Below are 24,610 nucleotides of genomic sequence, written 5' to 3'. Positions count from 1 at the left end.
AATTTTATGCCTGAAAAAGCGAATTTTTAGTTATTTATCTCACGTCGTGCGCTTTTAGGCCGAAATGCTGCTACCACATCGGGGTCAGTCTCGACATAGGGCCCCTCCAGCAGCTGTAAACAATAAGGTACGCTGGCAAAGATACCCTGCACCTTAACCTTGCCCGCTTCGTCTTTCAGCCCTTCCAGCGTCTCTTTGATCGATTTCGGCTGGCCCGGCAGGTTCAGAATCAGAGACTGTTTGCGGATCACGCCGACCTGACGCGACAGGATCGCGGTGGGGACAAAGTTAAGGCTAATCTGGCGCATCTGCTCGCCAAAGCCGGGCATCTCGCGATCGGCCACGGCCAGCGTGGCATCCGGCGTCACGTCGCGTCGGGCCGGGCCGGTTCCGCCGGTGGTCAATACCAGATGGCAGAACAGCTCGTCAACCAGCTCGCAAATCGCCTGTTCAATCATCGGCTGCTCATCGGGCACCAGCCGCGTTTCGATTTCAAAAGGCGTGGTCAGCGCCTGGCTCAGCCAGCTCTGTAAGGCCGGAATGCCCTGATCCTGATAAATGCCGTTGCTGGCGCGATCTGAGACGGAGATCAGTCCAATGCGTAATGTATTCATGATATTCGCTACGATTCACCGACATGCGGTGCACATAAGGGGGAATAACCAGAGGATAATATAAAGAGGAAGCGACGGAAAAGGAAAACCGTGGCCGCGCTGGCCGCCACGGTTAGCGATCTGCTTACAGCAGATCGGCAATCATCTTCTCAAGTTTGCCCTGGTCAACGGCAAAGTTGCGGATGCCCTGCGCCAGCTTATCGACGGCCATCGGGTCCTGGTTGTGCTGCCAGAGGAACTCCGCTTCGGTCATTTTCGCCGGACGCGCTTTCACTTCGCCGCTGTAGCTCAGCTTGCGCTCCACGCTGCCTTCGCTTTCCGCCAGCTCTTTCAGCAGGGACGGAGAGATAGTCAGACGGTCGCAACCAGCCAGCTCAAGGATTTCGCCGACGTTACGGAAGCTGGCGCCCATTACCACGGTTTCATAACCGTGCTGCTTGTAGTAGTTGTAGATTTCCGCCACGGAAACCACGCCCGGATCTTCGTGGGCGGCATACTCTTTCTTATCGGTGTTCGCTTTGTACCAGTCGAGGATACGGCCCACGAACGGCGAAATCAGAAACACGCCCGCTTCGGCACAGGCACGCGCCTGAGCGAAGGAGAAGAGCAGCGTCAGGTTACAGTTGATGCCTTCTTTTTCCAGCTGCTCAGCGGCGCGAATGCCCTGCCAGGTGGAAGCCAGCTTGATCAGGATACGGTCGTTGCTGATGCCGGCATCGTTATAGAGTTTGATCAGGCTACGCGCTTTGGCAATGCTGCCTTCGGTGTCGTAGGAGAGACGGGCATCAACTTCGGTAGAGATACGGCCGGGGATCAGCTTGAGAATTTCCAGACCGATATTTACGGCCAGCTTGTCCGAGGCGTACTGGATCTGCTCTTCTTTATTGCTGCTCTGATCGCGCGCCCAGACAATGGCATCGTCGATCAGCTTACGGTATTCCGGGATCTGTGCGGCGTTAAGGATCAGCGAAGGATTCGTGGTGGCATCCTGCGGCTGATAGAGTTTCATTGCTGCGATGTCGCCAGTATCGGCCACTACGGTGGTCAGCTGGCGTAGGGAGGTAAGTTTGTCCGTCATGATTGTCTCTTCAGTTTATCGCTAAGGGTATGATGAGAAGAGCGATAATAACACAGGTGAAGTGGGAAGAAGATGCAGCATAGTGCGGAAAATGGGGAAAAGCAGAAGCGGTGAATCCGCTTCTGCCTGCTGGTTTCATTTTACACAAGCCACATAATATTCAGGTTCTGTGTTGTTTGTATGGTGAAATCCCGTATCAGGATGCAAGTGGTATCCGTCATCTGTCCAGAGTAACCCTCCATTGACAGCACCTAACTTTGATGCAAAGTTGCCCCACTCGCCGAAGAAACTTCCTGAGCCCCGAACATCCTGGCCTGAGGAGATTTCAGTGACCGAGGCTATTGCGGCATTTTCCGCCTTGCATAGCCCTTGTGCACCAGCAAAATCCACCAGGGTGTTGTGCAAAGTAAACCACTTAACCAGTGAGAAGCTGTAGGTTAGTACGGTGCCTGATAATTTATCCGTCATGGTGATCACCACCGGTGACTGACCTGGATTCGACTTTAACGTTACTCTTCCGGAACTGGAAACGGATACGGCTGACGTGTTGCTCTGCCAACTATAGTTCGCTGCTTCGCCCGGCTGCTCGTTAATGACGATATCAAAGCTGGCGTCCGCCATTCCGGTCGTCGGGAGGCCCGCGTTCAGATCGGTAAAGGTGTAGCTGGCTGAACCATCAAGCGCATTAGCCTTTAATGTGCTCACAGCGGTAAATTTCACCTCGCCTGAAAGTGAATTTTTCAACGTTGCGGTTAGCTGGCTGATGCCATAATCAGCTTTATTCACCTTCATTTTCACCACGCCATTTGCATCGCTTTTCGCGCTGGACGCAGCGACCTGAGCGCCGTTGGTCGCCGCAAAGGTGACTTCCGCCCCTTCAACGAGATTGCCGTGGGCGTCCACCACTTTAACGCTGACCTCATTCGCCTCTTTACCCGCTTCAGCACGATCGCGTAACACCGTAAAGGATCCCTGCTCAACCTGAGCCGTCGCCATATCACTGATAAAGCGGCTATCGAGATGTTTCTCCGTACCGTTCAGGCGTGCCTGCAGCGGGCTGATACCCGAGCGGGTGTTGGACAGCAACACCCGCAGCTCGCCTTTTTCATCGGTTTCAGGCGACTGCGTCGTCAGGGTCGCGCCATTGCCGCTGCTCAACGCCACGCTGACGCCGGGCACCGGGTTATTATGGATATCCACAACCTGCAACCTGATTTCATTGCGATCAGTGCCATTGGCAACAGCACCATCCTTCTCCAGGCGCATATCGGCAATGTTTGCCGTTGCGGTATCTGCTACAAAGCGGCTTTCCAGCGAACGCTGTTTGCCGTTAACTTCAATCGTCACCTTACCGCTGTGCGCTTTGGTGCTGGTCAGATTAATCAGGATCAGCCCTTGCGCATCGGTCACCCATTTTTGCCCTTGCAGCGTAATGTATTGCTCCGCCGTTACCTGCACCTCCAGATTCGGCACCGGGTTGTCATTCACATCAACAACTTTTACCTGCATGACGTTCGGGGTTTTACCATCCGCCACGCTGCCATCGGTTTGCGCAGTCAGCGACGGAGTGGCGCTGCCATTATCGGCGACGAAAACGACCTCCAGCGCGATTTTTTGCCCGTTTACTTCGGCGCTCACGCTCGACTTTTCCGCTTTCTTACTGGTGAGATCCACGGTGAAGCTGCCTTGCGCATCGGTGGTCAGCGTCAGCGAACTGGCCGTCGCGCCGTTAAGCTGAACCCCCTCCGCAGCCGCTATTGTCACCTGAACGTTCGGCACCGGGTTGCCAAAGGCGTCAACAACCTGTCCGCTTAGGGTATTTGGCGAACCGCCGTCGGCAAAAGCGCCGTTTTTTACCACCTTCACGTTTTCCGCATCAAAGCGCGCCGTGGTCTTGTCGGCGATAAAATGCGTTTTGACCGTTTTCTCTTTGCCTTCCGTCACGACGGTTACCGTCACCTCGGCCGCTTTGCTATGGCTGACTTTCACCGTCGCCTTGCCGTTCTTATCGCTCTTCAGCGCAGCATCTGAGAGTTTCGCTCCGCCATCGACAGTGAAAGCGATCGGGATATCGGCCAGCGGCTGGCCGCCGTTGTCCTGCAAGATCACTTCGATTTCATTGCTGTCGCTGTTATTCGCAACCGCGTTATCTTTGGTCACGGTGACATCGCCAAACTGAACCTGTCCAGGCATGACCTCAATCAGGGTTTCGGCGCGTTTAGAAATATTTCCTTTAACATCATACGCAAGCGCGCCAATCGCATACTGATTCCGCAACGCATTAGCGCCGTACTGATAAGAAGGCAATTTGACCGTCAGGCTCTCTTTATCACTTTTTATCACCTGTCCACCGGCGGCAACCAGCGCTGCGTAATCCCAGACAATCTGCTTCACGCCATATTTAGACCAGGTGCTGGCCGTCAGGGTCAGCGGCTCCACGGCCAATCCTTTCAGGCGCGACGGCAGAGAAACTTTGACCAGTTCCTGTTTACGGTAATCAAGCACAATAGTGTTATTACGCTCAACCAGATCGTAACGACTGCCCGTAAGCGATCGGCTTTGCCTTACGCGATCGCTGTCAAGATGACTTGCCCAGGATTCACCGAGGCGATAATTCATCTGCAAATTAATCTGATGGTCGTTTGCGCCATCACGTCCCTGACGGTGCGCGGTGCTCAGGGTAATTAACGGCACCGGGGTATAATTAAGTCCTGCACTCAGCGCCCAGGGATCTTTCTGCCGTTTATCCTTGCCAAACAGGGCGACCTCATCACCCCGATAGCTTTCGTACATCAGGGTAGCGCCCAGCTGTGGATAAATGGGCAGCCAGCCTTCAGCGCGAAGATCGAAGCCGTTGGCCGGACGCTCGTCATAATCGGCGAAATCGTGCGACTGATGCCAGTTAGTCAGGCGAAAATAATTATTGGCGGCAAGTTTGAGATAATCGACACCCAGTTCGCCGCCGATGCCGATACGGCGGTTATTGCCGGTGATATCGTTATCCAGAAAGGTATTAAAGCCGTACATCCAGCCCTGATTAAATACGCGCGCGCCCAGGCCGATATTGACGGTAGTACGATCGTCGCCGCGCCTTAATCCGCCCTGGGTAAACAGCATCGCCGACGGGCTGTCAAAGAAAGGATACAGCATGTCTGCCGAACTATTATTCAGACTGGAGGCGTCATTCATATTTAACGCTACCCGAGCCGTACCATATTGGTTCAGCCAGGATTCAACGGAGCGATTTACTTCACCTGACACAGCGGATTTGGCAAAATTCATCGCGGCCTTGTCAGCATCAGGTTGCGCCGCAACGGAAGCCAACGATTTTATCTGTCCGGCCAGCTGCCGCTTATCCTGCTCTTTTGTCGCCGACTTATACCAGGGCTGTGCTTTTGGCAGCAGCAGAGTGTCGCCTGCTGAAAGCAGCTGGAGCTGTTCTGTGCTGTAGCGATCTTTATTTGCTGTGGCGAGAACATCCTGGGAAATATGAAATTTCAGTGCGACTGAGCTGGCCGTTTCACCAGGTTGCAGCTGATATTTTTCATACAGTTCCGGGACAATGATTTTTTTATTTTGATATGAAGCGTGCGCAACGGCGGAGAATGTTCCCTGAAGCGGGATTACCAGTTGTAAAAATATCGTTGTCCAGCCAATAACTTTTTTCTGACAACACGCACGCTTTCTTCTCTGCGAAGAATGAAGTTCCTTTTTGCTCACGCTTATTCCTTAAACGCTGGTTTCCTGAATAAATAGCGGCCCTTCGGGATGATATTATTTCACCACGGCATCAAATAACCTGCCGCGTTGTTAAATCAACATTCCACAACGAGCCTTTCCTGGCGCGGATTGTAATACTCCGCCGCCATCAGGCAATACCACTTTTGAGGTAGTAAAAAATAAAACATTAATAAAACTTTAAACTGTATAAAAACCAGCAGCAGACGCAAAAAAATATTTCATTATTATTATTGAATTCTTTTAATGAACCACTTTCTTTATGAGACAATTCTCCTGTTAACCTGACAAAAAAAATATCACCTTCTCAAAAAAACAGGGAGCATGTGATTAATAATCGTTTTTTGGCGCGACTATTATCAATAAAGGTATCGCACCGATTGTTATTATCGTTCACTATTTGTAATGCGTTTTTCATGCCGCTGCGTTAAAATAAAGCGATATTTTTTGTTATGGAAAAGGCGCTATGTTACTGCTTATCTCCCCGGCGAAAACGCTTGATTATGAAAGCCCGCTGGCCACCCGGCGCTATACGCAACCCGCGCTGGCAGAAAAGTCACAGCAGTTAATTGATGTGGCGCGCGATCTCTCCCCGGCGCAGATCGCCTCGCTGATGCAGATCAGCGACAAGCTGGCGCATCTGAATGCCGAACGCTTTAATGAGTGGCAGCTGCCCTTTACGCCGGATAATGCCCGTCAGGCTATTCTGGCGTTTAAGGGCGATGTTTATACCGGCATGCAGGCAGAGAGCTTCAGCGAAGAGGATTTCGAGTTTGCCCAGCAGCATCTGCGTGTTCTTTCCGGCCTGTATGGCGTGTTGCGCCCGCTGGATCTGATGCGTCCCTACCGTCTGGAGATGGGGATAAAACTTGCTAACCCGGCCGGAAAAGATCTCTACGCTTTCTGGGCAGATACCATTACCGACGCCCTTAACGCGGCCCTTGCTGAACAGGGCGATGACGTGCTGATTAACCTGGCATCGGATGAGTACTTTAAATCAGTCAAACCGAAAAAATTACAGGGACGCCTGCTCAAGCCCGTCTTCCTTGATGAGAAAAATGGCAAATTCAAAGTAATCAGCTTCTATGCGAAAAAAGCGCGCGGATTGATGAGTCGCTACGTGATTCAGAACCGCCTCAGCCAGCCGGAGCAGCTGAAGCAGTTCAATCTGGAAGGTTACTTTTATGACGCGGGGGCCAGCAGCGAAAACGAGCTGGTGTTTAAACGTCACGAACAGCCGTAAAGCTCAACGCCCTCTTTCGAGGGCGTTTTTTATTTCTGCATCAGGAACGCGCGCAGCGGGGCAAACTCCGCCGCCATGGTGTGCGACAGCAAAGGCAGTTCGGCACGCTCGGCCAGCGCTTCAGGCAGATCCAGCTTCTGTTCCAGAACCGCTTCAACGCTCTCCTTAAATTTCGCCGGATGCGCGGTGCCGAGGAACAGACCATACTCCCCTTCCTGTAGCTGATCGCGCAGCAGACGGTAAGCGATAGCCGCATGCGGTTCGGAAATATAGCCGATCTCCGCCAGCTCGCGCATGGTGGTTTTGGTAACGTCGTCAGTCACGGCGCCGTAGGCAAGATCGGTCAGGCGCCAGGTTTTGCGGCGGAACAGCTCTTCCACGCGCGGCCAGTTGTTCGGCTGGCTGACATCCATGGCATTGGCCAGCGTCGCGACGGTGGCGTTCGGCTGCCATGCGCCGTTGATCAAGAAACGCGGCACGGTATCGTTGGCGTTGGTGGCGGCGATAAAGCGCTTGATCGGCAGACCCAGGGATTTCGCCAGCAGGCCAGCGGTGAGATCGCCGAAGTTGCCGCTCGGCACGGAGACCACCAGCTGGTTGCGTTTCTCCTGCGGCAGCTGCGCCACGGCTTCAAAGTAGTAGCAGATCTGCGCCAGCAGGCGGCTGATATTGATGGAGTTGGCGGAGTTCAGGCCAATCGCCTTCTTCAGCTCTTCATCGTCAAACGCCTGTTTCACCAGCGCCTGGCAGGCATCAAAATCGCCGTCGATGGCGATGGTTTCGATGTTGCCGCCCAGCGTACAGAAGAGTTTCTCCTGCAGCGGACTGATTTTGCCCTGCGGATAGAGGATAACCACGCGCACGTTTTCCATGCCGTAAAACGCATGGGCCACCGCTGCGCCGGTATCGCCGGAGGTAGCGGTTAAAATGGTAATTTGCTCATCGGCGCCGGACACATAGGAGAGCATCTGCGCCATAAAGCGGCCGCCGAAATCCTTGAAGGCCAGCGTCGGGCCGTGGAACAGCTCCAGGCAGGCAACATCCGCGCTCACCTCTTTTACCGGCGCCGGAAAGGTAAAGGCGGTTTTTACCCGCTCCGCCAGTTGATGAGGCGTAATTTCATCACCTACGTAAGCAGAAAGGATCTTGCTGCTGCGGGTGACGAAATCCATCTCCAGCATCGCGTCGATATCGGTCAGTTCGAATTCCGGCAGCTCCAGCGGGAAAAACAGCCCTTGCTGTGAACCCAATCCCTGCTTTACCGCCTGGGCAAAGCTGACCTGCTCGTTATGATCCTTAAGGTTGTAAAGTTTCATGCGTTATCCCAGTTTACGTGCGCCAGCCGTATCAAGACGGCAGATATGGACGAAGCCTTCATCATTTTGCAGATAGTGCTGGCTGAGCCAGTCCGCCATCCGCTGTGCCGTTTCCATCTGATTGCAAACGGCGAAAAGCGTGGGGCCAGAGCCAGAAATACCGCACGCCAGCGCGCCGATATCCTGCGCGGCCTGACGCGCCGCAGCGAAGCCCGGCAGCAGTTTGGTGCGGTAAGGCTCGGCGATCACATCCTGCATCAGCTTCGCCGCCAGCAGCGGCTGGCGCGTGTGGCAGGCGTGAATAAAGCCCGACAGCAGGCGGCCATGCTTGATGCAATCCTCTTTGCGGTACTGCGCCGGCAGAATGGCGCGCGCTTCGGCGGTAGAGACCTTGATGCCCGGATAGGCCATCACCCACAGCCAGTCGTCAAAGGCAGGAACCGCCTGGCTGATAATCCCGTTCTCTTCCAGCATCAGCTGCAGACCGCCGAGGAAGCAAGGCGCGACGTTGTCGTAATGCACACTGCCGGAGATACGTCCTTCCAGCTCGCCCATCAGCGTCAACAGCTCGGTGTCGTTCAGCGGCTTGCCGCAATATTCATTCATCGCCATCAGCCCGGCGACCACCGAACAGGCGCTGGAGCCAAGACCGGAACCGATCGGCATATTTTTTTCCAGCGTCATGGCAACCGGCACGGTTTTGCCAATCGCCTCGCAGAAACGCGCCCAGCATTGATAAACGATATTTTCCTGTGGATTGCTCGGGAGTTTGCTGACGAAGCGCCCGCTGTTTTTGAGCGAAAAGGTCTCTGCGGCTTCAACCGAAACGCAGTCGCCTAACAGGGTGCCATCCACCGGCGAAACCGCCGCGCCCAGCACATCAAAGCCGACGCTGACGTTACCTATCGAGGCCGGTGCATAAATTTTTACCATTGCTATTAAACTCCCAACTTCCACGACAGGGTACGCAGCAGATCGGCGAACACGCCCGCCGCAGTCACATCATTACCAGCGCCGTAACCGCGCAATACCAGCGGGATCGGCTGATAGTAACGGCTATAGAACGCCAGGGCGTTTTCGCCGTTTTTCACCTTAAACAGCGGATCGTTGCCGTCCACCGCGTCGATCTTCACTTTACACACCCCGCCCTCTTCGATGGCGCCGACAAAGCGTAATACTTTACCCTGATCACGCGCTTTGGCAACGCGCGCGGCGAAGTCGTCGTCCAGCTCCGGCAAGCGCTGCATAAAGAGTTCCACATCCGCGATCTCATTCAGGCTGGCAGGCAGCAGCGGCTCGATCTCAATATCGCTCAGCTCCAGCTGATGTCCCGCCTCGCGCGCCAGGATCAACAGCTTGCGCGCCACGTCCATCCCGGAGAGATCGTCACGCGGATCGGGTTCGGTAAAGCCGATTTCGCGCGCCATGCGGGTCGCCTCGGAGAGCGATACCCCTTCGTCCAGCTTGCCGAAAATAAAGGAGAGCGAGCCGGAGAGGATACCGGAGAATTTGATCAGCTCATCGCCGGCGTTCAGCAGGTTTTGCAGGTTTTCGATCACCGGCAGACCGGCGCCCACGTTGGTGTCATACAGGAATTTACGACGCGATTTTGCCGCTGCGGCGCGCATCTGCTGGTAATAGTTCCACGACGAAGTGTTGGCTTTTTTGTTCGGCGTAACCACATGGAAGCCGTCAGCAAGAAAATCGGCATACTGATCGGCGACTGCCTGGCTGGAGGTACAGTCAACGATCACTGGATTAAGCAGATGATACTCTTTCACCAGGCGAATCAGGCGGCCCAGATTAAACGGCTCTTTCGCCTCGCTCAGAGAGGCTTTCCAGTTGGTCAGGTCGATGCCGTGCACATTCGTCAGCAGCGCACGGGAATTGGCGATGCCGCAGACGCGCAGATCGATATGCTTCTGCTTCAGCCACGCTTGCTGACGATGCAGCTGATCCAACAGCGCGCCGCCCACGCCGCCTACCCCGACCACAAACACTTCAATCACCTGGTCGGTGGCAAACAGCATCTGATGCACCACACGCACGCCAGTGGTCACGTCGTCGTTGCTCACCACCACGGAGATAGAACGTTCTGACGATCCCTGCGCGATGGCGATAATATTGATATTGGCGCGCGCCAGCGCGGAGAAGAAGCGGGCCGAGATGCCGCGCAGCGTGCGCATGCCGTCGCCGACTACCGAAATCACCGCCAGCTTCTCAATCACATCGAGCGGATCGAGCAGGCCATCTTTCAGCTCCAGGTAGAACTCCTCTTCCAGCACGCGACGCGCGCGCGCCTGTTCATTCTGCGGCACGCAGAAGCTGATGCTGTATTCAGAGGAGGATTGGGTAATCAGCACCACAGAAATCCCTGTGCGCGACATCGCGGCAAAAACGCGCGCCGCCATGCCCACCATGCCTTTCATCCCCGGTCCGGAGACGTTGAACATCGCCATACTGTTCAGGTTGGTGATGCCTTTCACCGGGTTTTCATCATGCTCCACCTCGCCGCCGATCAGCGTGCCGGGAGCCTGAGGATTGTCGGTATTTTTGATCAGGCAGGGGATCTGGAATTGGGCGATGGGTGCGATGGTACGCGGATGAAGCACCTTGGCGCCAAAGTAGGAAAGCTCCATCGCTTCCTGATAGGACATCGACTTCAGCAGACGCGCATCGGGCACCTGGCGCGGATCGCAGGTATAGACGCCGTCAACGTCGGTCCAGATCTCGCAGCAGTCGGCGCGCAGACAGGCGGCCAGCACTGCGGCGGAATAGTCAGAGCCGTTGCGGCCCAGCACTACCAGCTCGCCGCGCTCGTTACCGGCGGTAAAGCCCGCCATCAAAATCATGTTTTGCGGCGGGATCTGGCTGGCTGCGATGCGGCGCGTCGACTCAGTGATATCCACGGTGGATTCCAGATAGTGACCCACGGCCAGCAGCTTTTCCACCGGATCGATCACCGTGACGGCGTGGCCGCGCGCCTGCAGCAATGCTTCCATAATGGCGATAGAGAGCTTTTCGCCGCGACAGATAATCGCCGCATTGACGCTGTCCGGGCACTGACCTAACAGGCTGATGCCGTGCAGCACCTGCTTCAGCTGGGCAAATTCCAGATCCACCAGCGTTTTAAGGCGATCGAATTCAAATCCCGGCTGGACATCGGCCAGTCCTTGCAGCAGCCCGGCAAAAATGCGCTCGGCGTCACTGATATTCGGCATCGCATCCTGGCCGCTGATGGTCTTTTCGATCATCGCCACCAGATGATTGGTAATTTTTGCGGGTGCAGAGAGCACGGTCGCGACCTGTCCCTGCTGCGCATTGCTTTCCAGTATGTCGGCGACGCGCATAAAGCGTTCCGCATTGGCTACCGAGGTCCCGCCGAATTTCAGCACTCGCATGTTTGAAGCTCTCCTGAATTTAAGCCGAAAAAAAAGCCCGCACTGGTTAGGTGCGGGCTTTTTTTATTTTTTCCTGTATGCGTCAGCCCGCACCGTTACCTGTGGTAATGGTGATGGTGGTAATAATGGTGATGTTCTGGCTGAGTTTACGCATTGCGATCTGTTCTGTCTGTGTTTGTTTCTCTACCTGAAAGAATTAAAGCAAAGCGCATGTTAAGTCAACGAATTTGTCTGAAGCGCGCTTTCTGGCCGCTGCGCACTGCTGCGCTGCGCTGGCCCGTTTCAGCACGAATCCATTGCACTTTGTTTGCTTTGCCAGATAAGGCTCCGCATCGCTACTTTTGCACCGGATATTTATCTATAAGTTTTTTTTCTATGTCGTGCAGCAGGCGATGCAGCATTGCGCTGTCGCGCTGTTCAAGCAGGCCGATGCGCTGATCCAGCCAGTCCGCCATTTTCTCATCATCGCTGACCTCCAGATGCGTCAGCAGCTGACGGAAGCGCAGGCGCAAAGCCTGAAGCTGCTGCCCGTCCGCCTGCTCTGCCGTCGCCGCCGCGACCTGATTGAGTGAAGCCAGCTGGTAGCAATAGACCATTACCGCCTGCCCCAGATTCAGCGACGGATAATCCTGCGCCATCGGGATGCCGGTCAGCAGATCCACCTGAGCCAGTTCTTCATTGGTCAGCCCGCTATCTTCACGGCCAAACACCAGCGCCAGGCTGTTCACCCACTGGCGTTTCTCCTGCAGAATGGTTTCGACCTGCTGCGGCGTGGCGTAGTAACGAAACTTCGCCCGACTGCGCGCCGTGCTGGCAATGGAAAAATTGATATCCGCCAGCGCCGCGGCGAGGGTTTCATAGGTGCGAACATGATCAAGGATCTCACCGGCCCCGTGCGCCACGCGACGCGCAGCCGGATCGCGCCAGGCGTCGCTGGCGACAATACGCAATTCGCTGAATCCCATGGTTTTCATGGCGCGCGCGGCGGCGCCGATATTTTCTGGCCGGGCAGGCGAGACAAGAATAAGAGGGAAATGCATGCTTCTTCCAAGGGTTAAATACCTGACGCGCGCTATGTTGGCATGGGTTGTCGGGAAAAGACAGAGCAGGTTGCCGGGGAGACCTTACACGTTTTAGTAATAAGAAGTTGCGAAATGGCTTATTCCACTCAATGGTTTTGATTAAGTGTGGCTTTAGATCAAACTCTGCATTTAAATGCATGTTTTTCAATCGATTACAAAAAACACCCTTCAGCTTTTATTTTGCCGTTATTGTTATTTAAATGTCGCGAAAACGCTGCATTTTGTGAGCTAAGCTGGCCTTCTATGAGAAGTTTTTCACCAAAGTGTTAACGTGCTACAATTGCAATTGATATAAGTCAACGAAGCGTTGTTTTTATGCTTATCGGTTGTAGTTGGCGCTGTTAGGCGGCTGTTAATGCGGTTAGGATAAGCGCCATTCCGAACATACCCGGGGCATACAGAATTCATCCTGACTGGCTGAGATCGCACGGTAGTTGACGTTGATGGATAGTGTATCAATAACATAATTTCGTGCACTGGTTGCGAGCGGCAAGCCGCCCTGCTGAAAAAGAGCTCAACCGCTGTACGCCCTGTTTTCGATTTGTTGGCAAATTTTAGGTAGCGAAACATGCAGACCCCGCACATTCTTATCGTTGAAGACGAACTGGTCACGCGTAACACCCTTAAAAGTATTTTTGAGGCTGAAGGTTATGTGGTTTATGAAGCGACCGACGGTGCCGAGATGCATCAGGTGCTGACTGACAATGACGTCAATCTGGTGATTATGGATATTAACCTGCCTGGTAAAAATGGCCTGTTACTGGCGCGTGAACTGCGTGAACAAGCCAACGTGGCGCTGATGTTTCTTACCGGGCGTGATAACGAAGTGGATAAGATCCTGGGTCTGGAAATCGGTGCGGATGATTACATCACCAAACCGTTCAACCCCCGCGAGCTGACCATTCGTGCACGCAACTTGCTGTCGCGCACCATGAATCTGGCGATGCCGAATGAAGAGCGTAAGCAGGTTGAGTGCTACCGCTTCAACGGCTGGGAGCTGGACATCAACAGCCGCTCGCTGGTCAGCCCGAACGGCGATCAGTACAAGCTGCCGCGCAGCGAATTCCGCGCCATGCTGCATTTCTGCGAAAACCCGGGAAAAATCCAGACCCGCGCAGACCTGCTGAAAAAGATGACTGGCCGCGAATTGAAGCCGCACGATCGCACGGTTGACGTCACTATCCGCCGTATTCGTAAACATTTCGAATCCACGCCGGATACGCCGGAAATCATCGCGACCATCCATGGCGAAGGCTATCGCTTCTGCGGCGACCTGCAGGATTAAGCATCCAGAAAAAACGCCCCTTCGGGCGTTTTTTTCATCTGTGCCGTCAGTGCCAGGGCATTATCGGCACGGCGCTCAGCGCGTTTTTCGGCGATCCCTCTACCACCTTGTCGGAATAGCTCAGATAGACCAGCGCATTGCGCTTTTTGTCAAAGAAGCGTACAACCTGCAGCTTCTTAAACACCAGCGAGGTACGTTTCTGAAACACCACTTCGCCCTGTGCTTTGCCCTGAGCAATCTTTTCGCTGAGTTCTACCGGCCCAACCTGCTGGCAGGAGATAGCGGCGTCGGACGTATCTTCCGCCAGGCCTAAGCCGCCTTTGATGCCGCCCGTTTTCGCCCGGCTGATATAACAGGTTACATTTTTTACGTCGGGGTCGTCGAAGGCTTCAACCACGATTTTATGGTCGGGGCCAAATATCTTGAACACCGTGTCTACCGAGCCTATTTCTTCAGCATGCAGCGCGCCGGAGAGGGTCAAAATGGCCAGCAGGATAAACAAAGGACGGAATATTGTCATGGAGTTACCATTGCAAACGGAATAGATGAGATTGTAATGTACTGTCAACAGTCACTGTTGGCCTAACCCTAACGGGTTTTTATCCGCATTGATATAGCACATTCAAACAAACAAAACCGCCCATCTCTTTGGTGCATGTAGTGCTATTATTCGGCAACTTCGTTTAGCTGCGCCATCAAAGTGTTAAGAGGAAGTTTTATGGACCAAGCCGGTATCATCCGCGATTTGCTTGTCTGGCTGGAGAGCCATCTGGATCAGCCCCTTTCGCTGGATAACGTTGCCCTGAAAGCCGGTTACTCTAAATGGCACCTGCAAAGGATGTTCAAAGACGTTACCGGTCATGCTATTGGCGCTTACATTCGCGCCCGACGTCTGTCGAAAGCGGCCGTGGCGCTGCGTCTGACCAGCAGGCCGATTCTGGATATCGCCCTGCAATATCGCTTTGACTCGCAGCAAACCTTTACCCGTGCTTTTAAGAAGCAGTTCAATCAAACGCCCGCCTGGTATCGCCGTGCGTCGGACTGGAATTCGTTTGGCATTCGTCCGCCGATTCGCCTCGGCGATGGGTATCTGCCTGAGCCAACCTTTGTCACCTTGCCGGAAACGGTGCTGGTGGGGCAAACGCAGAACTATACCTGTACGCTGGAGCAGATCTCCCGCTACCGTGACGAAATGCGTACCCATTTCTGGAAGCAGTTCTTGCTGGAGACCGATACCGTGCCGCCGGTGCTTTATGGTCTGCATCAGGCGCGCGCCAGCCATGAGAAGGATGACGAGCAGGAGATCCTCTACACCACCGCCGTGCCTGCCGACCCGATGGCGAAAAACATGCACTCCGGTCAGAGCGTGATTCTGGAAGCGGGCGACTATGTGCAGTTCACCTATACCGGCCCGCGCAACGAGCTACAGGAATTTATTCTGCTGGTCTACGGCACCTGTATGCCGATGATGGAGCTGACACGCCGTCAGGGCCAGGATATTGAACGCTTTTACACCCACGGCGGCAAAAAGCGCCCCGAGCCGCCCAAAGAGGTGCGCTGCGAATATCTGATTCCGATTCGCCGCCAAAGCGCCATCTGAAACAAAAATGCCGTCTTCGCGACGGCATTTTTTCAGCGTTGCAGTTCGTCGAGCGCAGGCGCGTCGAGATGCGACACGTCACCTGCGGTTTCCACCACCCAGCCCTTCGCCAGCCAGGCGCTTTGCTGGTGATCCAGGCGTGAGATGGAGCAGTTACGCAGACGCAGACGACGTTCCGCGTGCGCTGGCAGACCGAGAATAGTGCTCACCAGCACGCCGAGGGCCATGCCGTGACTCACCAACAGCGGTCGGCTGCCCGCAGGCAGGTTCAGACAGGCGTTCAGCGCCTCATGCATACGCGCCGCCATCTCTGCCATCGACTCTCCGTCGGGGATACGGCCATTTTCCGTGCCGTTGACCAGCGTTTGCCGCCAGCCTTCCTCTTCCGCCGTCAGGCCGTCAAGGGGACGCTGCTCCAGCACGCCCATATTCAGCTCGCGCAGACGCGCATCAAGCGTCACCGTACAGCCGCAGGCGTCGGCGATAATCTCCGCCGTACGTGTTGTTCTGCCCAGATCGCTGGCGATCACATGCGTAATGCCCAATGACTTTACGCGCTCGCCCACCTGATGGGCCTGCTGCTCACCTTTTTCCGTCAGCGGACTGTCGGACTGCCCCTGAATGCGTCGGGCCGCATTCCATACCGTTTCACCGTGACGAACAAGATAGACCTGTAGCATGTTTGATTTCCGTTATACTGCGACAAATTTGCCTTGAGAATGATTAAAGGGAACAACCTTATTATGCACTATGTTGTCGCAGCCACCATCAATCCGGCGAAGATTGCCGCCATTGCGCAGGCATTTAACGACGTTTTCGGCGAAGGATCCTGCCATGTTGAGGGGGTTGAGGTTGAGAGCGGCGTGTCGGCGCAACCTTTAACCACCCTGGAAACGCGCACCGGCGCACGTCAGCGCATTATGAATGCCCGTCAGGTGCGCCCGGAAGCGGACTTTTGGGTTGCCATTGAAGCAGGCATTGAAGATGACCACGCGTTCGCCTGGATGGTTATCGAAAATCATAAGCAGCGCGGCGAGTCTCGCTCCGCCAGCTTTACGCTGCCGGGCATTGTGCTGGAAAAATTACAGGCTGGTGCCGAGCTGGGTGATGAGATGGCGCGCCTGACCGGTGTGGAGAACATCAAACAAAAAGGCGGCGCGATTGGCGCCCTGACTCACGGCCTGCTGACCCGTTCCAGCGTTTATCATCAGGCGCTGATCCTCGCGCTCTGCCCGTTCACGCATCCGCTCTATCAGCAAACAGAATAATCAGGCCAGCCCAAGGTGCGCTTCGAGCCAGCGTTTCAGCTCGGGAGGCGCCTCTTTCAGACTGTTCGAACCGCGCGTAATAGTGGCGATGCCCACGCCCAGCTCATTTTTCAGTTCGCGCTGACTCATCTCGCCGCTCATCAGCGCCTCAATGATGCGCAGCCGCGTGCCAAAGGCTTCGCGTTCATCGGGCGTCATCATCAGCTGCATCAACGGCAGCGCGTGCCCATCGGCAAAAGCGTGCTGCATCAGCTCGACAAAGCGCTGCCAGCGCGCTTCAGGCTGCGGGTTTTCAGTGGAGATAGCGAGAGGTTGGGTCATGGCGGGCTTCCGTACTCATTAGCGAGTACGGAAGCATAGCACAGTCAGTAACGGCGATTCCACTCGCCCTCGGCGAGGATCTTGTCGGGCTTGCCCATGAAATGACGATAGTAAGCATCATAGGCCAGCACGTTTTTCACGTAGCCGCGGGTTTCTGAGAAGGGGATGGTTTCGATAAAGGCCACCGCATCCAGCCGTCCGCCGCTGTTGCCCAGCCAGGTGCGCACGCGCGACGGGCCGGCGTTATAGGCCGCCGAGGCAAAAATGCGATTCTGACCAAACTGCTGATAAACATATTCCAGATACTGCGTCCCGATCTGAATATTGGTTTGCGGATCCAGCAGCTGGCTGCTGTTCACGTAGCCTGGGATGTTATACATCTTCACAGTATGGCTGGCGGTCGCGGGCATGATCTGCATCAGGCCGCTGGCACCGACCGGCGAGCGCGCTTTCGGATTCCAGGCGCTCTCCTGGCGTGAAATCGCCATGGCATAGCTCTGCGGAATGCCCTTATCGTTGGTAAAGCGCTGGAAATAGTTTTGCCAGGCGAGCGGGAAGCGCTCTTTCAGGCTGTCCCACATCTTCGCAGTGATGGTTGCCTGCACGCTCAGATCCCACCAGTCCTGCTCGTTGGCGTAACGTGCCAGCATCTGCTGCTGCGAGCGCGTTTTGCTGGCGATCAGATTGGCCCACTCGCTGCGCGCCAGGTTATCCAGCCCCCAAAACATCAGCTCGCGCACGCGCGCCAGCTCCGGCCCCTGCACCAGCGACGCATCGGGCTTTGGCGCTTCATCCACCTGCAGCGGATAGGTTTCGCCCAGCCGCTGGGCCGCCACCATGGGATAAAAGCCGCGCGACTGCATCAGCTTGCGCAGAATCTCCTCGCCCTCCTCTTTGCGTCCCTGCTCCAGCAGCAGGTCGGCCTGCCAGTATTGCCATTCATCTTTCTCTTTGGTCTCTGGCGACAGACGAGCAATCCAGGTGTTCAGGCCGCGACGATTGTTATTGCCGAGCGCCAGACGCACGCGCCGCTCAATCAGCGCGGAGGATTCGCTGTCCATCACCACGCCGTCGCGCCAGCGCGCCTGCTCAGAGGTGACGTCGTTGCCCATCAGCCGCCAGGCGACCGCTTCTTTCAGCGCCTGCTCATCCGCTGGCCCCATTTGCTGCAGCCGCACCAGCGTTGGGATCATGGCGCGCGCATTCTCCACATCCTGACGCGCCACGCGGGCAAAGGCGTAGGTAGTGGCCTGACGGGTAAAATCTGTCGGCCCGACGCTGCGGGCAAAGCTCTCAATCGACAGCGGATCGCTCTGCAATGTCAACACGGCGCTCGCCATGGTCTGATAATCGGACGGCAGCATTTTCGCCAGATAGTTAACCAGGCTGTCATTGCCTGCCTTCATTGCCAGACGAATGCGCTCAAGAATGGTGATAGGTGATAGTTCGCCCGTGGACTGCCACACCGAGAAGAGTTTGTCGCAGTCGTTCGACAGCGAGGTGCCGCGCAGCCAGATCGCTTTCGCCCCGTCAAAGGCTACCTGCTGCTGGCCGGTCGCCCATTTGGCGTAATACCAATTGCAGCGCGCCTGCACCGGCTTCGGCTCCTCGGGGCTGAAGTTAAGCAACCCCTGCCAGTCCTGACGCCAGGCGAGCACGTTAATAAAGCGTGACGAAAGGGTGCGGGCGGGCGGCAAGGTGGGGTATTGCTGAATGAAGTTCTTCACCGCCAGGCTGGTCTCCTGATCGAGATCCTGCGCCAGCATACGGTATTGCAGATAAGGATAGAGCGGGTAGTCGCGCAGCGTCGGCATCAGCTGCGCCACGGTTTCCATTTGATTACTGTCCCATGCCTGTTTGATTTGCTGATAACGCTGCCGCTGCTGCTCCAGAGAGTCAGCCCATGCGCTGCCTGCGACACTTACCAGACAGATTCCCATTATCCAGTTACGCCACTTCTCCACTACGCTCTCCTCGTTATGACTCTGTCCGGCTTTGTGCCAGGCTTTCTTCATGCTAACCAGGCGATCCCGCTCTTGCCACGTTCTTCACAAAATTTACCAAAGCGGCGGATTTTTCTTAACAACGCACCGCGGATGATCATTGGCTGCGCCGTCGCTGTGCATTTTATCATCAGAAAAACTTATCACCTTACAATATCACCTATTTAATCAAAAACTTATAAATATGGCACAGGCTTTGCTGTGTTGAATTCCATCTTGTATACCAGTTGGAATTCATGACATGGCTTCGACATTCGGCTTTACGCTACAGAATTGGCAGCAGCGCTATCAGCAGGATCCGCAACAGATTTATGCTTTATTGGAGGCGCATCTCGCCGCGCTGGAAAGCAGCGATAATGCCTGGATCTATCTGGCGACGCCTGCGCAGCTGCATGCGCAGATCGAACCCCTGCTGGCCAGCTATCAGCGTAATCCGGCCGCGCTGCCGCTGTTTGGCGTGCCTTTTGCGGTGAAAGATAATATCGACGTGGCGGGCTGGCCCACTACGGCGGCTTGCCCGGCGCTGACCTTTACCGCAGAGCAGGATGCCTTTGCCGTCGCCCGGCTCAAAGCCGCGGGCGCCATCGTTATCGGCAAGACCAATCTCGACCAGTACGCCACCGGCCTCGTCGGCACGCGTTCTCCCTGGGGCGCCGTAGCCAACACCTTTAATCCCGACTATGTCAGCGGCGGCTCCAGCTCCGGCTCGGCGTCGGTATTGGCGCGCGGACTGGTTGCCTTTTCGCTCGGCACCGATACGGCTGGCTCCGGTCGCGTCCCGGCGGGATTTAACAATATCGTGGGCCTGAAGCCGACCAAAGGCTGGCTCTCCGCCAGCGGCGTGGTGCCCGCCTGCCGTCTGAATGACACTATTTCGATCTTCGCCCTGACGGTGGAAGATGCCTTTTTCGTGGCGCGCGCCGCAGGCGGATACGATGCGGGCGACGCCTACTCGCGCGTCAACCCGATGACCGCGCCCGCCAGCCTGAAGGCGCATCCCGACTTCGCCATTCCGGCCAATCCGCAGTTTTTTGATGACAAGCTGGCGGAAGCGGCCTGGGAACAGGCGCTGGAGGCGTTGCAGGCCAGCGGCGCCACGCTGCACCCGATCGATTTTTCCCTGTTCCATCAGCTGGCGGATCAGCTCTATTACGGCCCCTGGGTGGCGGAACGCACCGTTGCGGTAGGCGAAATGCTGGATCGTCCTGAAGAGATGGATCCGGTGGTGTACGGCATCGTGGCCAACGGCCTGAAATACAGCGCCGTCGACGCCTATAAGGCGGAGTATTTGCGCGCCGAACTGAGCCGCCAGATCCAGCAGACGCTGGCGCAGTTTGATGCGTTGGTCGTGCCGACCTCCCCCACCATCCATACGCTGGAAGAGATGAAGCAGGAACCGGTGCACTACAACTCGCAGTTCGGCACCTATACCAACTTCACCAACCTTGCCGACCTCTCGGCGCTGGCGCTGCCCGCGCCTTTCCGCGAAGACGGACTGCCTGCGGGCATCACGCTGATTGCGACAGCCTGGCACGATCGGGCGCTGGCCGGTTTTGGCCTGCGCTGGCAGCAGCAGATGGCGCTGCCCCTCGGTGCCACCGGCAAGCCGCAACCGACGCACCATGCGCCGCTGCCTGTATCAGAACAGCATGTGCGCGTCGCCGTGGTGGGCGCTCACCTCACCGGCATGCCGCTCAACTTTCAGCTCACCACGCGCAGCGCGGTGCTGGTGGAAGAGACGCAAACCGCCAGCAGCTATCGCCTCTACGCCCTGCTGGACGGTCCGATCAAAAAGCCTGGCCTGATGCGGGTCGGGAGCGGCGCCGCCATCACCGTGGAGCTGTGGGATATCCCGCTGGCGCGCTTCGGCGAGTTTGTGGCGGAGATCCCACCGCCGCTCGGCATCGGCAGCCTGACACTGGCCGATGGCCGCACGGTAAAAGGCTTTATCTGTGAAGCTTCGGCGCTGAGCGACGCGCTGGAAATCACTGAATTTGGCGGCTGGCGTAACTGGCTCGCCTCACTGGGGAGTAAATAACCATGTTCAGCACTGTTCTGATTGCCAACCGCGGTGAGATCGCCTGCCGCGCCATTCGCACCCTGAAGCAGCTCGGCATTAAAAGCGTCGCGGTCTACTCCGACGCGGATAAAAACGCCCGCCACGTGAAAGAGGCGGATATCGCCATTGCGCTGGGCGGCGAGAAAGCCAGCGACAGCTATCTGCGCATCGATAAAATTCTCGCTGCTGCCCGGCAGAGTGCGGCAGAGGCGATCTGGCCCGGCTACGGTTTTCTCAGCGAAAGCCTGCCGTTCGCCGACGCCTGTGAAAAAGCGGGAATCGCTTTTGTCGGCCCTGCCGCGCAGCAGATTGGCGAATTTGGCCTCAAGCACCGCGCGCGCGAACTGGCTGCCAGCGCAGGCGTGCCAATGACGCCGGGTACGCCGCTGCTCAGTTCGCTGGATGAGGCGCTGGCCGCCGCAGAAACCATCGGCTATCCGGTGATGCTGAAAAGCACCGCGGGCGGCGGCGGCATCGGCCTGACGCGCTGCGCCGATGCCGACGCGCTGCGCAACGCCTGGGAGAGCGTGCGCCGTCTGGGCGAGCAGTTCTTCAGCGACGCCGGCGTGTTCCTTGAGCGCTGCATCGACCGGGCGCGCCACGTTGAAGTGCAGATTTTTGGCGACGGCAAAGGCAAGGTGATCGCCCTGGGCGAGCGCGACTGCTCGCTGCAACGTCGCAATCAGAAAGTGGTAGAAGAGACTCCCGCGCCGAATCTGCCGCAGGCGACGCGCGAGGCGCTGCTGGCTTCCGCCGTGCGCCTCGGCGAGCTGGTCAGCTACCGCAGCGCGGGTACCGTGGAGTACATTTACGACGCGGAGCAGGATGCCTTCTATTTCCTCGAAGTGAATACCCGCCTGCAGGTGGAGCATCCGGTTACCGAATGCGTAACCGGTCTCGATCTGGTGGAATGTATGCTCAAGGTCGCCGCCGGTGACGCCATTGACTGGGATCGCCTGCAACAGCCGCCGCAGGGCGCCTCGATTGAGGTGCGTATCTACGCCGAAGATCCGCTGAAGAATTTCCAGCCCAGCCCCGGCGTGCTCACAGCTGTCAGCTTTCCTGACGGTGTGCGCATCGACAGCGGGATCGATACCGGCACCGAGGTTTCTGCTTTCTACGATCCCATGGTCGCCAAGCTGATTGTGCATGCCGACAACCGCGAAGCGGCGCTGGCGAAGCTGCAAACGGCGCTGGATGCCACGCAGCTGCACGGTATCGCCACCAACCTCGACTATCTGCGCCAGGTTGTCGCCACCGAGGCGTTCCGCAGCGGCACCGTCTGGACGCGCTATCTCGACAGCTTTACGCCGCGCGCCAGCGTGATCGAGGTGCTGCAACCGGGCACCTTCAGCACTGTTCAGGACTATCCGGGCCGCCTCGGCTACTGGGATATCGGCGTGCCGCCCTCCGGCCCGATGGACGATTTTGCTTTCCGCCTCGCCAACCGCATCGTGGGCAACGCCGATGAAGCCGCCGGGCTGGAATTTACCTTGCAGGGGCCAACGCTGCGTTTTCACAGCGACGCGCTCATCGCCCTGACCGGCGCAGACTGCCCGGCGGATCTCGATGGCGAGCCGGTGGCGTACTGGCAGCCGATCACGGTAAAAGCGGGCCAGACGCTGACGCTGGGCCGCGCCCGGTCCGGCTGCCGCACCTGTCTGGCAGTGCGCAACGGCTTTGACGTGCCGGAATATCTCGGCAGCCGCTCCACCTTCTCGCTGGGCCAGTTCGGTGGTCATGCCGGTCGCACCCTGCGCGTGGCGGATATGCTGCCGATCTCGCAGCCCGAACTTGCCGCCTGCACCACCCCCGCCCCGGTCAGCGCGCCGCAGGCGCTGGATCCGTCACTGATACCTCTCTACGGCGAAGAGTGGCGCATCGGCGTGCTTTACGGCCCGCACGGCGCGCCTGATTTCTTCACCCAGGCCGCCATCGACGAATTCTTCTCCAGCCCCTGGCAGGTTCACTACAACTCTAACCGTCTTGGCGTGCGCCTCGTCGGGCCGAAACCGAGCTGGACGCGCGCCAACGGCGGCGAGGCGGGTTTACATCCGTCAAACGTGCATGACTGTGAATATGCCATCGGCGCGGTGAACTTTACCGGCGACTTTCCGGTGATCCTGACCCATGACGGCCCGAGCCTCGGCGGCTTTGTCTGTCCGGTAACCATCGCCAAAGCGGAGCTGTGGAAAGTGGGCCAGGTGAAACCGGGCGACCGCATCTGGTTCCATCCCATCAGCTTCGACGAAGCGCTGGCGCTGGAAAAAGCCCAGGCGCACTGCGTGGAGACGCTGCGTCCGGCGCATGCGCCCGCCTTTGCGGTGCCGTCGCTGGCCGCCACAGAACAGGGTTCCGCTACCGTGCTGGCTGCGCTCAGCGCCACCGACCGCACCCCGACGGCGGTTTATCGCCAGGCGGGGGACAAATATATCCTGATCGAGTATGGCGACAACGTGATGGATCTGGCGCTGCGTCTGCGCGTGCATCTGCTGATGAACGCGCTGCGTGAGCAGGCGGTGCCCGGCATTGAAGAGCTATCGCCCGGCGTGCGCTCTCTGCAGGTGCGTTACGACAGCCGTCTGCTCAGTCAGTCGCAGCTGATGCGGCTGCTGCTGGAGCTGGAGAAAACCCTGGGCGACGTCAGCGCGATCAAAGTGCCGTCGCGTATTGTCTGGATGCCAATGGCCTTTGAGGATAGCGCCACGCTCGGCGCCGTGGAGCGCTACAAAGAGACGGTGCGCCCCACCGCGCCCTGGCTGCCGAACAACGTGGACTTTTTACAGCGCATCAACGGCCTGCCGAGCCGTGAGGCGGTACGCGACACGATTTTCGACGCCAGCTATTTGATCCTCGGCCTGGGCGATGTTTATCTTGGCGCGCCCTGCGCGGTGCCGGTGGATCCGCGCCATCGCCTGCTCAGCTCCAAATACAGCCCGGCGCGCACCTTTACCGCCGAAGGCACCGTGGGCATCGGCGGCATGTATATGTGCATCTACGGCATGGATTCCCCCGGCGGCTATCAGCTGGTGGGACGCACCCTGCCGATCTGGAACAAATTCCTGAAAAACGATCAGTTCGCCCCTGACGAACCCTGGCTGCTGCGCTTTTTCGACCAGGTGCGTTTCTATCCGGTGAGCGAAGCGGAGCTGACGCAGCTGCGCGACGATTTCCGCGAAGGCCGCGCCACGATCCGTATCGAAGAGACGCTGTTCGATTTCGCCGCGCATCAGCGCTTCCTGTCTGAACATGCCGACGATATCGCTGACTTCCGTCAGCGCCAGGCCACGGCGTTTGAACAGGAAGTGGCGCTCTGGGCGCAGGAGGAGCAGAACGCGCCGTCACTTCCGGAAGAAGCGCCGCCGCAACCCGCCGAAGAAGAAGGCGCGCTGGCGGTACAGGCTGACATGAACGGCAATATCTGGAAGGTGCTGGTGCAGCCGGGCGACAGCGTGGAGGCGGGCCAGCCGCTGATTATCGTCGAGGCGATGAAGATGGAACTGGCAATCAATGCGCCGCAGGCGGGCCGGGTTAAACGTATCGCCTGCCAGGCTGGCCGTCCGGTCAGTCCCGGCGACGCCCTGCTCTGGCTGGAAGCCTGA

General features: G+C 57.1%; 18 protein-coding genes and 1 other annotated feature. Of the genes, 7 read left to right on the top strand and 11 right to left on the bottom strand.

Annotated elements, in window-relative coordinates; genetic code table 11:
- Positions 1-26: 26 nt before the first annotated feature.
- The 3 genes from mog to ABU178_RS03910 form a co-directional block, all read right to left on the bottom strand.
- Positions 27-614: a molybdopterin adenylyltransferase gene (mog, locus tag ABU178_RS03920; protein ID WP_397212173.1), complete on the bottom strand. Its 588-nt coding sequence runs from the start codon at positions 612-614 to the stop codon at positions 27-29.
- A gap of 124 nt (positions 615-738) precedes the next feature.
- Positions 739-1,692 carry a transaldolase gene (gene tal, locus ABU178_RS03915; protein ID WP_397212172.1) on the bottom strand — a complete coding sequence of 318 codons (954 nt, stop codon included), beginning with the start codon at positions 1,690-1,692 and terminating at the stop codon, positions 739-741.
- Positions 1,693-1,827: 135 nt separating this feature from the next.
- The gene (locus ABU178_RS03910) at positions 1,828-5,412 is read right to left on the bottom strand and encodes an inverse autotransporter beta domain-containing protein (RefSeq protein ID WP_397212171.1); all 3,585 of its coding nucleotides are present in this window, start codon (positions 5,410-5,412) and stop codon (positions 1,828-1,830) included.
- Between the two features lie 484 nt (positions 5,413-5,896).
- Here ABU178_RS03910 and yaaA point away from each other — a divergent pair, with 484 nt between their 5' ends.
- Positions 5,897-6,673 (top strand): peroxide stress protein YaaA, encoded by a 777-nt coding sequence (gene yaaA / locus ABU178_RS03905; RefSeq protein ID WP_397212169.1) that lies wholly within the window; start codon positions 5,897-5,899, stop codon positions 6,671-6,673.
- A 29-nt stretch (positions 6,674-6,702) separates the two neighbouring features.
- On the opposite strand, the gene thrC is transcribed toward yaaA, so the two are convergent.
- From thrC to thrA, 3 genes are read right to left on the bottom strand one after another with little or no spacing between them, the layout of a single operon-like run.
- Positions 6,703-7,989, bottom strand: a complete 1,287-nt coding sequence (gene thrC, locus ABU178_RS03900; protein ID WP_397212167.1) for a threonine synthase — start codon at positions 7,987-7,989, stop codon at positions 6,703-6,705.
- Positions 7,990-7,992: 3 nt separating this feature from the next.
- The gene (thrB, locus tag ABU178_RS03895; RefSeq protein WP_397212166.1) at positions 7,993-8,922 is read right to left on the bottom strand and encodes a homoserine kinase; all 930 of its coding nucleotides are present in this window, start codon (positions 8,920-8,922) and stop codon (positions 7,993-7,995) included.
- Positions 8,923-8,927: 5 nt separating this feature from the next.
- On the bottom strand, positions 8,928-11,390 hold the full coding sequence (thrA, locus tag ABU178_RS03890; protein ID WP_397212165.1) for a bifunctional aspartate kinase/homoserine dehydrogenase I: 2,463 nt from the start codon (positions 11,388-11,390) through the stop codon (positions 8,928-8,930).
- Between thrA and ABU178_RS20345 the strand changes: the two genes are divergently transcribed.
- Complete coding sequence (locus ABU178_RS20345; protein WP_449590152.1) at positions 11,389-11,607, top strand: hypothetical protein; 219 nt, start codon at positions 11,389-11,391, stop codon at positions 11,605-11,607. The genes thrA and ABU178_RS20345 overlap by 2 nt on opposite strands.
- Positions 11,417-11,537, bottom strand: a sequence feature (Thr leader region). Its footprint overlaps the gene before it by 121 nt.
- Before the next feature lie 118 nt (positions 11,608-11,725).
- Here ABU178_RS20345 and ABU178_RS03880 read toward each other — a convergent pair.
- Positions 11,726-12,430, bottom strand: coding sequence for a tRNA/rRNA methyltransferase (locus ABU178_RS03880; protein ID WP_397212163.1), 705 nt, complete (start codon positions 12,428-12,430; stop codon positions 11,726-11,728).
- 610 nt (positions 12,431-13,040) lie between these two features.
- Here ABU178_RS03880 and arcA point away from each other — a divergent pair.
- Positions 13,041-13,757, top strand: a complete 717-nt coding sequence (gene arcA, locus ABU178_RS03875) for a two-component system response regulator ArcA (protein WP_397212161.1) — start codon at positions 13,041-13,043, stop codon at positions 13,755-13,757.
- Positions 13,758-13,803: 46 nt separating this feature from the next.
- On the opposite strand, the gene creA is transcribed toward arcA, so the two are convergent.
- Complete coding sequence (gene creA, locus ABU178_RS03870; RefSeq protein WP_397212159.1) at positions 13,804-14,277, bottom strand: protein CreA; 474 nt, start codon at positions 14,275-14,277, stop codon at positions 13,804-13,806.
- Positions 14,278-14,475: 198 nt separating this feature from the next.
- Between creA and robA the strand changes: the two genes are divergently transcribed.
- A complete protein-coding gene (gene robA, locus ABU178_RS03865) occupies positions 14,476-15,357 on the top strand; it encodes an MDR efflux pump AcrAB transcriptional activator RobA (protein ID WP_397212157.1) in 882 nt (293 codons plus the stop codon).
- 32 nt (positions 15,358-15,389) lie between these two features.
- Here robA and gpmB read toward each other — a convergent pair whose 3' ends face one another.
- Entirely contained in the window at positions 15,390-16,037 is a 648-nt protein-coding gene (gpmB, locus tag ABU178_RS03860; RefSeq protein ID WP_397212155.1) for a 2,3-diphosphoglycerate-dependent phosphoglycerate mutase GpmB, read from the bottom strand.
- Between the two features lie 63 nt (positions 16,038-16,100).
- Here gpmB and yjjX point away from each other — a divergent pair, with 63 nt between their 5' ends.
- Positions 16,101-16,625: an inosine/xanthosine triphosphatase gene (gene yjjX, locus ABU178_RS03855; protein WP_397212153.1), complete on the top strand. Its 525-nt coding sequence runs from the start codon at positions 16,101-16,103 to the stop codon at positions 16,623-16,625.
- Here the strand turns inward: yjjX and trpR are convergent, their stop codons facing one another.
- On the bottom strand, positions 16,626-16,946 hold the full coding sequence (gene trpR / locus ABU178_RS03850; RefSeq protein ID WP_397212151.1) for a trp operon repressor: 321 nt from the start codon (positions 16,944-16,946) through the stop codon (positions 16,626-16,628).
- 44 nt (positions 16,947-16,990) lie between these two features.
- Positions 16,991-18,910, bottom strand: a complete 1,920-nt coding sequence (gene sltY, locus ABU178_RS03845) for a murein transglycosylase (RefSeq protein ID WP_397212522.1) — start codon at positions 18,908-18,910, stop codon at positions 16,991-16,993.
- Between the two features lie 280 nt (positions 18,911-19,190).
- On the opposite strand from sltY, the gene atzF reads away from it, so the two are divergent.
- Both atzF and uca read left to right on the top strand, forming a co-directional pair.
- Positions 19,191-20,987, top strand: a complete 1,797-nt coding sequence (atzF, locus tag ABU178_RS03840) for an allophanate hydrolase (protein ID WP_397212149.1) — start codon at positions 19,191-19,193, stop codon at positions 20,985-20,987.
- Positions 20,988-20,989: 2 nt separating this feature from the next.
- Positions 20,990-24,610 (top strand): urea carboxylase, encoded by a 3,621-nt coding sequence (gene uca / locus ABU178_RS03835; RefSeq protein WP_397212147.1) that lies wholly within the window; start codon positions 20,990-20,992, stop codon positions 24,608-24,610.

It is taken from the genome of Pantoea osteomyelitidis, assembly GCF_044342975.1.
GTDB lineage: Bacteria > Pseudomonadota > Gammaproteobacteria > Enterobacterales > Enterobacteriaceae > Pantoea > Pantoea osteomyelitidis.
Note: the sequence above shows the minus strand (reverse complement) of the source record. Positions and strands in the feature narration are given on the sequence as shown.

Bases quoted from the DNA above. Each gene is read 5' to 3' on its own strand.
- trpR (WP_397212151.1), bottom strand. From the start codon at position 16,946: ATGACCCAACCTCTCGCTATCTCCACTGAAAACCCGCAGCCTGAAGCG.
- robA (WP_397212157.1), top strand. From the start codon at position 14,476: ATGGACCAAGCCGGTATCATCCGCGATTTGCTTGTCTGGCTGGAGAGC.
- tal (WP_397212172.1), bottom strand. From the start codon at position 1,692: ATGACGGACAAACTTACCTCCCTACGCCAGCTGACCACCGTAGTGGCC.
- yaaA (WP_397212169.1), top strand. From the start codon at position 5,897: ATGTTACTGCTTATCTCCCCGGCGAAAACGCTTGATTATGAAAGCCCG.
- uca (WP_397212147.1), top strand. From the start codon at position 20,990: ATGTTCAGCACTGTTCTGATTGCCAACCGCGGTGAGATCGCCTGCCGC.
- thrA (WP_397212165.1), bottom strand. From the start codon at position 11,390: ATGCGAGTGCTGAAATTCGGCGGGACCTCGGTAGCCAATGCGGAACGC.
- atzF (WP_397212149.1), top strand. From the start codon at position 19,191: ATGGCTTCGACATTCGGCTTTACGCTACAGAATTGGCAGCAGCGCTAT.
- mog (WP_397212173.1), bottom strand. From the start codon at position 614: ATGAATACATTACGCATTGGACTGATCTCCGTCTCAGATCGCGCCAGC.
- thrC (WP_397212167.1), bottom strand. From the start codon at position 7,989: ATGAAACTTTACAACCTTAAGGATCATAACGAGCAGGTCAGCTTTGCC.
- ABU178_RS03880 (WP_397212163.1), bottom strand. From the start codon at position 12,430: ATGCATTTCCCTCTTATTCTTGTCTCGCCTGCCCGGCCAGAAAATATC.
- creA (WP_397212159.1), bottom strand. From the start codon at position 14,277: ATGACAATATTCCGTCCTTTGTTTATCCTGCTGGCCATTTTGACCCTC.
- arcA (WP_397212161.1), top strand. From the start codon at position 13,041: ATGCAGACCCCGCACATTCTTATCGTTGAAGACGAACTGGTCACGCGT.
- gpmB (WP_397212155.1), bottom strand. From the start codon at position 16,037: ATGCTACAGGTCTATCTTGTTCGTCACGGTGAAACGGTATGGAATGCG.
- thrB (WP_397212166.1), bottom strand. From the start codon at position 8,922: ATGGTAAAAATTTATGCACCGGCCTCGATAGGTAACGTCAGCGTCGGC.
- yjjX (WP_397212153.1), top strand. From the start codon at position 16,101: ATGCACTATGTTGTCGCAGCCACCATCAATCCGGCGAAGATTGCCGCC.
- ABU178_RS20345 (WP_449590152.1), top strand. From the start codon at position 11,389: ATGTTTGAAGCTCTCCTGAATTTAAGCCGAAAAAAAAGCCCGCACTGG.